We start from the raw sequence: 11,637 nt of genomic DNA, 5'->3' as shown, positions 1-11,637 counted from the left end.
AAAAAAGGAGAAGGGGGCTTCCCTTCTCCTCTTATGTTATTAAATTTTTATTCCAAATTGGGATAATACGTTTATGAGTTGTTTTTTTGTTTCTTCTATTGATCCATTATTATTAATCACAGCATCTGCTAATTTTATTTTTTCGTTGAGCGGCATCTGAGACTGTATTCGGGCCTTAGCATCATCTATCGAAAGGCTATTTCGCTTCATAAGTCTCTCTAATTGTATGTCATAATCCACGTATACAAGAATCGTCTTCTCAGCCATATAGGTTAGCTTGCTTTCAAACAATAGAGGGATATCCAGGACAATGACTTCTTCCCCATTCAACTGAGCCTCTTCAACCTGCCCCATCATTCTCTTTCTAACTTCCGGATGGACTATTTCATTTAAAAGCTTTCGTTTCTCTTCTTGATGGAAAATAATCGAGCCCAATTTTTGCCGATCAATCTCCCCGTCCTCTAATAAAATGTCCTTTCCAAACGTATCAATTATTTGAAAGTAGGCGGCTTCACCTTTCATCACAGCAAGGCGAGCCTCCACATCAGCATCGACAACTGGTATATTCATTTCCTTGAACATTGTTGATACAGTACTTTTTCCACTGGCAATTCCGCCAGTTAAACCGATAACTAATGACATGCTTTTTCCTTTCAGGTATCATAATTTCCAAATACCAATAATGATTAATAAAACCCCAGGTAAAAACGTAAACTTTTGAATCCAATCGAACTTATGGAAAAAAGTGCCACTTTTTATTCCTAATAGGACGAATAAAGAGCTCATGACTGCGACAGTAAGAGCTAAATATAGTGGAGGAAATCCAAGCATAGCCGCTCCAATCCCAGCCCCGAAGGCATCTAATGACAAGGCAAAGCCCAGCATTAATGCTTCGATCCCTGTAATGGTCCCTGACTGGTCAAAGTCAGCAGACATGGGTTTTTTTAATATACTAATAGCTAATCCTAGGGAGCGGATTTCAAGGTTTACGATTGTTTTTTCATGTTCCACTAATTCTTTTTCTTTTTCGGGCCGAAAAAATTGGTACAATACCCAGGCACCTAGAGCAATCAGAATAAATCCCCCTAGTTTTGCCGTAATATTCGGTGATATTACTTTTTCTAAGCCATGTCCAATTGACACAGCAATCATTAATGAGGCTGCCGAACAGGTTGCAATAACGAGAACGGATTTAATCGGCATGACCATTTTCCTTAATCCATAGGTAAACCCTACACTAAAGCTATCAAGACTAAGGGCAAATGCTAATATGAGAAGTGATAACAACTGAACCATTACGTCTAGGACTCCTTCCTGAAAATCACTACGATAGTATATGGCAGGAGCCCATCCAGTGTTATTGAATTGTTGTTCTCACATTCATTTTGCTTACCTCATAGTTTCTGACAGCTTGGGCAATAATGGGTGCCTCTTCCTCCGACTGTTGTTTTTTCTAGAGGAATTCCGCAATTTTTACAAGGTTCCCCTTTTCGCCCATACGCATATAATTCAAGCTGGAACATACCAATCTCCCCTTGGGAATTAACATAGGAACGAATCGTACTCCCTCCCTTTTTCACCGCTTCTCCTAAAGTAGCAACAATTTCACTATGAAGAATACTAACTTCGTCCTCAGTTAAAGTACTAGCAAGCCGCTCTGGATGTATTCCAGCCCGGAAAAGGGCCTCATCCACGTATATGTTGCCAAGACCTACTAGTAATTTTTGATCGAGTAAGGCAGGTTTTATTTTCCTATTGGTTTTTTTCAGTTTCTGAGACAGGTACGCTTGAGTAAACGCTTCTGAAAAGGGTTCAGGACCAAGCTCTATCAATGGAGGTTTTGTAAATTCTTCTCCCTTTTTATATAAATGCATCGTTCCAAACTTCCGGACATCTCTATACCGTAATTCTGTATCGTCAGTAAAATGGAAAATGACATGTGTATGTTTATCAAAAGGAAGTTCCTTCGGATGAAGTCCATACTTTCCTTCCATCCGTAAATGTGATACTAACGCAAAGTGATCTGTATATATGATAAGAAACTTCCCTCTTCGACCAACATCAATAATGGTCTCATTTTTTAATGCATCAATAAACTGCTCGACCTCTACAGGATTTTTAATGATTTTAGGCCAGTAGACGGTGATTTTTTCAATAGTCTTATTAAGAACCAGTTTTTTTAACGTCTTGCGTACTGTTTCTACCTCTGGAAGCTCTGGCAATATAGATTCTCCTTTTATTTATTTCGCATCAAACCAGGTTGGACCATAGGAATAATCCACTTTTAATGGCACCTTCAATTCAAGAGCATTTTCCATGACACTTGGAACTAGCTCTTGAAGAATAGCCACTTCATCCTCTGGAGCCTCAAAAATCAATTCATCGTGTACCTGGAGCAATAAGCGTGTCTTTAAACCTTTATCTTTTAACGCCTCATCCATATCAATCATTGCTTTCTTGATAATATCTGCCGCACTGCCCTGAATAGGCGTATTCATGGCTGTACGTTCTGCAAAACTTCTCAAATTAAAGTTTCGGGCCGTGATTTCAGGAAGATAACGTCTTCTCTGCATTAACGTGGAAACATAGCCTTTTTGCTTTGCCGAGTGAATAATATCATCCATATATTCTTTCACACCAGGGTAAGTATCTAAGTATCTCTCAATGAAACGTCCAGCTTCCTTACGGGTGATCCCTAAGGACTGTGATAGTCCATAGTCACTGATTCCGTAAACAATTCCAAAGTTAACAGCCTTTGCTTGACGTCTCATATTAGAGGTTACTTCATCTTCCGACACATGGAATACCTCCATTGCCGTTTTTGTATGAATATCAAGATCATCTTTGAATGCTTGGATTAGCTTTTCATCCCCAGCAATATGGGCAAGTACACGAAGTTCTATTTGCGAGTAATCGGAAGCAAAAATCACCCAGCCTTCCTCAGAAGGGACAAACGCCTGGCGAATTTTTCTTCCTTCTTCCAGTCGAATCGGAATATTTTGTAGGTTCGGGTCGATAGAGCTTAATCGTCCAGTTGCGGTTAATGTTTGCTGGTACCTTGTATGCACTTTTTCTGTTTTTGGATCAATCACTTTTAATAAACCTTCAATATAGGTAGATTGGAGTTTGCCTAATTGCCGATACAGAAGGATATGCTCAATTATTTCATGATCCTCAGCTAACTTTTCCAAAACATCAGCCGAAGTAGAATAGCCCGTCTTTGTTTTCTTTAATGCTTGAAGACCTAACTTTTCAAATAGAATGACACCTAATTGTTTTGGAGAATTAATATTAAATTTTTCTCCCGCAAGTTCACAAATCTTCTCTTCAATTTCCACTAGTCGTTCATTCAGTTCTTTGCCCATTGTCTGCAGACGTTCCCGTTCTACTTTTATACCACACGATTCCATATCAGCTAAAATGAGTGAAAGTGGCATCTCAAGCTCATTGAATAATTCATATTGTTCATTTGCTCGTAATTCATCTTCCAATTTATCCTTTATTTCAGCCATGGCAAGCCCTTTACGTACAAGATGTTCTGCTAGCTTTGGCTCTTCAGGGACTTTTCGTTTAGCTCCCTTCCCATAAAAGGAATCATCCGCTTGAATGTTATGATAGTGATATTTATGTGCAATCGCAGCAAGATCTTCTTGGGTCTCCGAAGGATTAATTAGATAGGAAGCCATTAAAATATCAAAGTCTGTACCTTTCAGATGGATATTCTGCCTTCTTAAAGAAACCTCCGACCGCTTTGCATCATAAACGGTCTTCTTTTTCCCTTCATCTTCTGCCCAGTTTTTAAACGCCTCTGATTTCAATGCTAGTTCCGTTGGCAGGTAGAATTGTCCATTTTCATTTTTAAGGGAAAACCCAATAATCTCTGCATAATGATAATTATCATCAAGAAGTTCTACATAAAAATAATTATTTTCAGCAAACATATCTTCGGTTATTTCGGAAGGAGTGACATATTCAATATCTACAAGCTCCTGATCGTTATGTACGGTTGTATCTTCCCCCAGCTTGTCTAATAAGGAATGAAAGCCTAATTCTTTAAAGAGGGGCACTAACTTCTCTCTAATATAGCCTTCAAAGGCGATTGTTTCTAAATCGACTTCGACGGGTGCTTGCCTTTCAATCGTTGCCAGCTCTTTACTCATTATTGCCTGGTCTTTGAATTCCTCTAATTTTTCCTTAAGCTTATTTCCGCTTACTTGATCAATAGATTGAAGCAGTTTTTCAAGGGTTGTAAATTCTTTTAACAGCTTAATAGCAGTCTTTTCACCCACTCCGGGCACACCAGGAATATTATCAGATGCATCCCCCATAAGACCTTTCATATCGATAATCTGTTCGGGTGTAAGACCATATTTTTCAGTTATATGCCGAGGAGTATATTCCTCTATATCCGTAATTCCTTTTCTAGTGATTCCTACAGTGGTATGGGGCGATGACAACTGAGTTAAATCTTTATCCCCAGAAATAACTTTGACTTCAAACCCATCCTTTTCAGCCGTTAGGGAAAGCGTTCCAATTATATCATCCGCCTCGTAATTTTCTAGCTCATACCTAGAAATCCCGTAGGCATCTAATAAATCACGAATAAACGGGAATTGCTCAGATAACTCTGGTGGCGTTTTTTGTCTTCCTCCTTTGTACTCTCCAAAGGTTTTATGTCTGAAGGTCGTTTTTCCCGCGTCAAAGGCAACAAGCATATGCGTTGGTTTTTCATCCTCCAAAATCTTCATCAACATCATCGTAAAACCATAAACTGCATTCGTATGAATCCCCTTATCATTATTAAGGAGCGGTAGTGCGAAAAAAGCACGATAAGCTATACTATTACCGTCTATCAACACAAGCTTTTTCTTTTCCAACTTCTTCACCATCCAATATCATTTCAAATATTTATGAAGCTCTAGGATAAACTCACTGCCTTCCCCTAACATACTTCTAACACTGATCTGCCCATGATGAGCCTCCACTAAATGTTTAACAATCGCTAAACCAAGACCTGTTCCACCTGAGTTACGGCTTCTTGCACGGTCCACCCGGTAAAAACGTTCAAAAATTCTTGGAATCTCTTCTTTCTTTATACCTACCCCAGAGTCCTTCACATGGATTCGGACTTTTTCATTGTGTTCCAGGAGGATGATTTTCACATCGCCTCCGGATGGCGTGTAGGAAATGGCATTACCAATTAAATTGATAAACACTTGTTTTAAACGATCCACATCACCAATGATTGGCACCTTTTCCTGCTTATTATAAAATTCAAGGCGTATGTTTTTAGCTTCTGCCTTTCCACTTAAAAGAGTAATTACCTCTTCAAGCAATAGCTTTAAGTCTACTTCTTTTAATAGTAATTGAAAGCCTTGCTGCTCAATTTTTGAAAGGTCCAATAGGTCCTGAATCAGGGTTTGGAGACGATCACTTTCTTTTAAGATAATAGATAAAAAAGATTCTAATGTTTCTTTATTATTCATCGCACCATCTAAAAGGGTTTCAGAAAATCCCTTAATAGACGTAACAGGTGTTTTTAGTTCATGGGATACGTTGGCCACGAAATCCTTGCGAATTTGTTCAAGCTTTTTTATTTCCGTAATATCGTGAAAAACAAGTAATACCCCTTTCCAAACATTGTTTTTCCCAATAATAGGCACACCATAAACCATAAAAAATTTTCTTTCTATCAATAAGGGAATAGATAATTGCTTACTTACTTTCTGTTCGGTTCGAAATACTTCGGCAACTAATTGACATATTTCTTCAGAATCAACTACTTCATAATAAAGTTTATTTAAGTAATTGGTAGGATCCATGTGAAATATCTCCACAAAGCCTTTGTTTATGAGACTGATATATCCGCGGCTATCAATTAATACTAACCCAGAACCCATATTTTCTATTAATGCACCTAAGCGATCCTGCTGCATTTCTTGTGATTTAGCTAATTCTTGCAGATTTTCAGCCAACATGTTAATAGCTGATCCCAACATTCCTGTTCCGTTAAGCTTACCTACAGATGTTCTCGCACGGTAATTACCGTTTGCCAATTGAATGGCAACATCAGTTGCTGCTTCTATTTGCTTTGAATACTTCGAGGTAGTTCTGACGCAGAAGAAGCTGATGACAATTAAGACCATAACAAGTATTAGGAAGAGTATAAGTAATACTTCAATTTTATATTGACCCTTTAGTAATTCTAAAACGTCATTTCTAAATAAATGGGTCAACCATATTCCAATCGCAATCAACACTGTAATAATAGTGAAAACTAATGGAATTAACAGCTTTGTACGAGATTTTGTCATTCTTCTTTTGGTCCCTCCAGCTTATAACCTAGACCACGAAGTGTCTTAATATAAACAGGCCTCTTCGTTTCTTCTTCAATTTTTTCCCTAAGGTGAGAGATATGTACATCAACTATTCTAGTATCGCCAGCAAACTCATAATTCCAAACAGCACTTAATAACTGATCCCGTGTTAATACCCGTCCTTTATTCTGTGCCAAATAAAGAAGTAATTCAAACTCTTTTAATGTTAATTCAAGGAGTTCCTCCTGAAAATAAGCTTCATATTTTTCTGGATAAATTTTTAATTTACCGATTTGAATTAGTTCATCGTTATTCTTTTCTGCTTCTTCTGGAACCTCATGTTGAATCTGTGTTCTTCTTAATATGGCTTTCACACGTGCAATCACTTCTCTTGGGCTAAATGGTTTGACCATATAGTCGTCTGCACCAAGCTCTAAACCAATTATTTTATCTAATTCATCATCTTTCGCTGTTAACATTAAAATAGGAATCATGATATTCTTTTGACGAAGCTGTTTGCATACTTCCATTCCATCTAATTTTGGCAGCATTAAATCTAAAACAATTATATCAGGAGATTCCGTTTCTGCTATTTCCTTCCCCTCTTGACCATCCATAGCTGTTAAAACCTCAAATCCCGACTGTTCTAAATTATATTGGAGTAATGTCACAATCGATTGTTCATCATCTACAACCAGTACTTTGTTTTTCATAATATCCCCCGCTAAATCAAGATACCTTCATTATAATAATAAAGAACAGGTATTTCCTAGAGATACATCTTCCTCATTTCTTATCTTTACAAAAAATTAACAAAGTATATATGTTTTTTATAAAAATGGCTTTGTAAACTTGTCTGTTGATTTCCGCTCAAGAAGCGAGCGGTTCGTGGGCGTTTCGGCGAGCCTCCTCGGCGCTCACGCCTGCGGGGTCTCCCCTGAACCGTACTCCCACAGGAGTCTTCGCGCCTTCCGCTCCAATCAACAGTGTATAAAAATCAACAATGTTCTTTATACACTGATAAAAAAAGCAAAAAGGAATGCTGAAAACACATTCCTTCGTTCATTTCTATTAAAAATTCTCTAATGCTTTTCCGTGTATATCTTCTAACCGGTGTGGAGGGCAGACTTTTACTTTTCCCTGAATGACCGTCTCATTTTTTTCATTGGTTCCCACTACACTGATTAAGATGGTATGTTCTTTCCTCTGTACATCAATCACTTCAAATAGGCATTCGACTGTTCCATAATGATAGACAGGCTTCGGAAAGTTAATTTCTTGACTTAAAATATGACTTCCTGGGCCAGGTAAATATTTTGAGATAGCCGAGGTGATAATACCTGTTAACATAATATTAGGTACAATCGGTTTTTCAAATGGTGTTTGTGATGCATAATCATGCTGTATGTATAAAGGGTTTGAGTCATCTGTTAATCCTAAATAAAGAAGGATATCCTTGTCTTCAATTTTTTCTGTTAATGATAGTTTTTCACCAACTGTTATTTCTTCAATCTTTCGACCTAACTTTCTTTTCTTCCCTAAAAGCATCCATTACACCTCCATTGTAAGCGATTTCATATAAATATAGAGAAAATTCGGGGCATGCACCCCGAATCCTATGTTTTCTATTATACTAATACGTTCATTACATTACGAACAGAATCAGCGGACTTATCTAATGCTGCTTTTTCTTCAGCAGTAAGGTTAAGCTCGATCACCTTTTCAATACCATTTGCCCCAAGGATAGTTGGAACGCCTAGGTATATGCCATCGTAGCCAAACTCGCCTTCAAGGTAAGCAATAGAAGGTAATACACGACGTTGATCCTTAAGGATTGCTTCACACATTTCAACTAGTGATGCAGCCGGTGCATAGTATGCACTTCCGTTACCAAGAAGGTTAACGATTTCGCCGCCGCCTTTTCTAGTGCGCTCAACAATGGCTTCTAAACGATCTTTAGGAATCAATGTTTCTAATGGAATACCACCAGCATAAGAATAACGAACAAGTGGAACCATGTCATCTCCGTGTCCGCCTAAAACAAATCCAGTAACATCTTTTACAGAAAGATTTAATTCTTGAGCAACAAACGTACGGAAACGAGCAGAATCAAGGACTCCTGATTGACCGATAACACGGTTTTTAGGGAAACCAGATTCTTTGAATACTGTGTAGGTCATAGCATCCACTGGGTTAGTTAAGACAAGAATAGTACAGTTTGGAGAATATTTCACAATCTCCTGCGTTACACTTTTCATTACTTTTTGGTTTGTTTGCACTAAATCGTCACGGCTCATGCCTGGTTTACGTGCAATACCCGCAGTAATAACTACAATATCAGAATCGCGTGTGTCTTCGTAATTAGAGGTACCAGTAATGTTTGAGTCGAACCCTTGAACAGGACTTGCTTCAAGCATATCTAATGCTTTCCCTTTAGTTGGGTTTTCCATTTGAGGAATATCAACTAAAACTACATCACCAAGTTCTTTTTGTGCAAGCAAAAATGCTGTCGTCGCGCCAGTGAATCCGCCGCCGATTACTGAAACCTTTTTACGTTTTAATGACATGTAACTCTCCCCTTATATGTAGGATTATTTATTTTGCAGGGCTGTTAAAGACAGACCCTGCAACTATTCTTGTTTATGCCTATTCCAGTTAGCTTATTCCATATTTTTAATTAGTTCATCACCGAATTCAGATGTTTTAACTTCAGTTGCACCGTCCATCAAACGTGCGAAATCATAAGTTACAACTTTAGATGCGATGGTTTTTTCAACTGATTTAATTACCATATCAGCTGCTTCGTTCCAGCCTAAGTGCTCAAGCATTAACACACCTGATAAAATAACAGATGAAGGATTTACTTTATCAAGACCAGCGTATTTAGGAGCAGTACCATGTGTTGCTTCAAAGATAGCATGTCCTGTTTCATAGTTGATGTTAGCTCCTGGAGCAATTCCAATTCCACCAACTTGTGCTGCAAGTGCATCAGAAATGAAGTCACCGTTTAAGTTCATTGTAGCTACCACATCAAACTCACGTGGGCGAGTAAGAATTTGTTGTAAGAAGATATCAGCAATAGCATCTTTTACAATGATCTTTCCAGCAGCTTCTGCATCTGATTGTGCTTTGTTTGCAGCGTCTGCACCTTGCTCAGCCTTAATGCGGTCATATTGAGCCCAAGTAAAGACTTTATCACCAAATTCTTTTTCTGCAAGCTCATAACCCCAGTTTTTAAACGCGCCTTCAGTATATTTCATGATATTGCCTTTATGCACGAGTGTAACAGATTTGCGACCCTCTTTAATTGCATAATTAATAGCTGCACGTACTAGACGAGTTGTCCCTTCTTCTGAAACAGGTTTAATACCAATTCCTGAAGTTTCAGGGAATCTGATTTTATTTACTCCCATTTCATTTTGAAGGAAGTCGATTACTTTTTTAACCGCTTCAGAACCTTTTTCATATTCAATTCCTGCATAAATATCTTCAGTGTTTTCACGGAAGATTACCATATCTGTATCTTGTGGACGCTTTACTGGTGAAGGAACACCTTCAAACCATCTTACCGGACGTAAGCAAACAAATAGGTCTAACTCTTGGCGTAAAGCAACGTTTAAGGAACGGATCCCTCCGCCAACAGGAGTGGTTAGTGGACCTTTGATTGCAATCAAGTATTCATTGATTACATCAAGTGTTTCTTTAGGAAGCCATTCGCCTGTTTGGTTGAATGCTTTTTCACCAGCTAGAACTTCCTTCCATACTAATTTACGCTCGCCTTTATAAGCCTTTTCAACTGCTGCATTTAATACTCGCTCTGAAGCAGCCCAAATATCTGGTCCAATACCGTCCCCTTCAATAAATGGGATAATTGGGTTGTTTGGTACATTTAATACTCCATTTGTAACTGTAATTTTTTCGCCTTGCATAGTTGTTCTCCCTCCTAGTTATGTAAAAAACTTTGAACTTTGTTCGTTCCCATAGAAAAAAATGCTGAATCAAAGGTTAGAGAGTTTACCTCTAACCTTTGATTCATTCTATCATATTGAATCAATTTTTTGAAAAAAAGTAAAATATTAAACTCTTTGTTCGATTGGTACATATTTTTGCATTCCAGGACCAGTATATTCTGCTCTTGGACGGATTAACCGATTGTTTTCATATTGTTCTAAAATATGAGCTAACCAGCCAGAAACACGGCTTACAGCGAAAATTGGCGTCATTAAATCGTGATCAATTCCTAAGCTGTGATATACAGAAGCGGAATAGAAATCAACGTTTGGTGGAAGCTTCTTCTCACCAGTGACGATTCCTTCGATCTTAACAGACATATCATACCAGTGCGGCTCACCAGTAAGTTCTGTTAATTTCTTAGACATTTCTTTTAAGTGTTTCGCACGTGGATCACCTTGACGGTATACTCTGTGACCAAAGCCCATAATTTTTTCTTTCTTTTCAAGCTTACCGCGAACATATGGCTCAACATTTTCGATTGTACCAATTTCCGTAAGCATCTTCATCACCGCTTCATTGGCGCCACCGTGTAGAGGACCTTTAAGTGCACCGATTGCAGCCGTTACTCCAGAGTAAACATCAGAAAGTGTAGCTACACAAACACGTGCTGTAAATGTAGAAGCATTCAACTCATGATCCGCATGTAAGACAAGCGCTTTATCAATTGCTTCAACAGCAATTGGCTCAGGCACATTCCCAGATAACATGTAAAGGAAGTTTGCTGCAAAGCTTAGATCCTGTCTTGGAGCAATTGGATCAAGACCTTTTCTTACTCGGGCAAATGTAGTAACAATTGCTGGCATTTTTGCCTGGAGTCGTACTGCTTTACGATAATTGGCTTCAGAATCCATTAAATCTGCTTCTTCATCATATAAACCTAACAAGGAAACAGCAGAACGGAGCGCTGCCATTGGATGTACTTTATCAATAGGGTACATTTTAAAATGCTCAATCACTTCCTGTGGAAGTGCAGCATTTTCTGCAAGTTGCTGTTTTAGTTCAGCTAATTGTTCAGCATTTGGCAGTTGGCGGTGCCATAATAAATAAATGACTTCCTCAAAGCTTGCGTTTTTTGCTAAATCATCAATGTCATAGCCAACATATGTTAGCGTGTCATCAATAATAGAGCTGATGGAAGAAGTTGTTGCCACTACCCCTTCAAGACCGCGTGTTACTGTCATAATAAATCTCTCCTCACATTCTTAATATCCCCATTGGAAAACAAACACAGAGAAATAAAACCCCTTTACTGATTAACACGGATGTAATAATGACAAATGGTATTATCTGAGTATAATACTCTACC

10 protein-coding genes are annotated in these 11,637 nt (G+C 38.2%); all 10 read right to left on the bottom strand.

Features of this window, described 5'->3' with window-relative positions:
- Positions 1-39: 39 nt before the first annotated feature.
- Entirely contained in the window at positions 40-642 is a 603-nt protein-coding gene (coaE, locus tag RCG25_RS06940) for a dephospho-CoA kinase (RefSeq protein WP_308082936.1), read from the bottom strand.
- 18 nt (positions 643-660) lie between these two features.
- Positions 661-1,296, bottom strand: a complete 636-nt coding sequence (ytaF, locus tag RCG25_RS06935; RefSeq protein ID WP_308082934.1) for a sporulation membrane protein YtaF — start codon at positions 1,294-1,296, stop codon at positions 661-663.
- Positions 1,297-1,394: 98 nt separating this feature from the next.
- Entirely contained in the window at positions 1,395-2,222 is an 828-nt protein-coding gene (gene mutM / locus RCG25_RS06930) for a DNA-formamidopyrimidine glycosylase (RefSeq protein WP_308082933.1), read from the bottom strand.
- Positions 2,223-2,240: 18 nt separating this feature from the next.
- Positions 2,241-4,889 carry a DNA polymerase I gene (polA, locus tag RCG25_RS06925; protein ID WP_308082932.1) on the bottom strand — a complete coding sequence of 883 codons (2,649 nt, stop codon included), beginning with the start codon at positions 4,887-4,889 and terminating at the stop codon, positions 2,241-2,243.
- Between the two features lie 6 nt (positions 4,890-4,895).
- Positions 4,896-6,314 (bottom strand): two-component system histidine kinase PnpS, encoded by a 1,419-nt coding sequence (gene pnpS, locus RCG25_RS06920; protein WP_308082930.1) that lies wholly within the window; start codon positions 6,312-6,314, stop codon positions 4,896-4,898.
- Complete coding sequence (locus RCG25_RS06915; protein ID WP_308082929.1) at positions 6,311-7,030, bottom strand: response regulator; 720 nt, start codon at positions 7,028-7,030, stop codon at positions 6,311-6,313. Before RCG25_RS06915 ends, pnpS begins: the two co-directional genes overlap by 4 nt.
- A gap of 358 nt (positions 7,031-7,388) precedes the next feature.
- Positions 7,389-7,865 (bottom strand): MaoC/PaaZ C-terminal domain-containing protein, encoded by a 477-nt coding sequence (locus RCG25_RS06910; protein WP_308082928.1) that lies wholly within the window; start codon positions 7,863-7,865, stop codon positions 7,389-7,391.
- An 80-nt stretch (positions 7,866-7,945) separates the two neighbouring features.
- A complete protein-coding gene (gene mdh, locus RCG25_RS06905; protein WP_308082927.1) occupies positions 7,946-8,884 on the bottom strand; it encodes a malate dehydrogenase in 939 nt (312 codons plus the stop codon).
- Between the two features lie 93 nt (positions 8,885-8,977).
- A complete protein-coding gene (gene icd / locus RCG25_RS06900; protein ID WP_308082926.1) occupies positions 8,978-10,246 on the bottom strand; it encodes an NADP-dependent isocitrate dehydrogenase in 1,269 nt (422 codons plus the stop codon).
- Positions 10,247-10,393: 147 nt separating this feature from the next.
- Positions 10,394-11,512 (bottom strand): citrate synthase, encoded by a 1,119-nt coding sequence (gene citZ, locus RCG25_RS06895; RefSeq protein ID WP_308082925.1) that lies wholly within the window; start codon positions 11,510-11,512, stop codon positions 10,394-10,396.
- Positions 11,513-11,637: the final 125 nt, after the last annotated feature.

The sequence above is a fragment of the Neobacillus sp. PS2-9 genome (assembly GCF_030915525.1).
Classification (GTDB): Bacteria; Bacillota; Bacilli; order Bacillales; family Cytobacillaceae; genus Neobacillus.
The sequence above is the reverse complement of the archived record's forward strand: the minus strand, read 5'-3'. Positions and strand labels throughout refer to the sequence as shown.

Coding starts and splice junctions, on each gene's coding strand:
- coaE (WP_308082936.1), bottom strand. CDS start 642: ATGTCATTAGTTATCGGTTTAACTGGCGGAATTGCCAGTGGAAAAAGT.
- ytaF (WP_308082934.1), bottom strand. CDS start 1,296: ATGGTTCAGTTGTTATCACTTCTCATATTAGCATTTGCCCTTAGTCTT.
- polA (WP_308082932.1), bottom strand. CDS start 4,889: ATGGTGAAGAAGTTGGAAAAGAAAAAGCTTGTGTTGATAGACGGTAAT.
- pnpS (WP_308082930.1), bottom strand. CDS start 6,314: ATGACAAAATCTCGTACAAAGCTGTTAATTCCATTAGTTTTCACTATT.
- RCG25_RS06915 (WP_308082929.1), bottom strand. CDS start 7,030: ATGAAAAACAAAGTACTGGTTGTAGATGATGAACAATCGATTGTGACA.
- RCG25_RS06910 (WP_308082928.1), bottom strand. CDS start 7,865: ATGCTTTTAGGGAAGAAAAGAAAGTTAGGTCGAAAGATTGAAGAAATA.
- mdh (WP_308082927.1), bottom strand. CDS start 8,884: ATGTCATTAAAACGTAAAAAGGTTTCAGTAATCGGCGGCGGATTCACT.
- icd (WP_308082926.1), bottom strand. CDS start 10,246: ATGCAAGGCGAAAAAATTACAGTTACAAATGGAGTATTAAATGTACCA.
- citZ (WP_308082925.1), bottom strand. CDS start 11,512: ATGACAGTAACACGCGGTCTTGAAGGGGTAGTGGCAACAACTTCTTCC.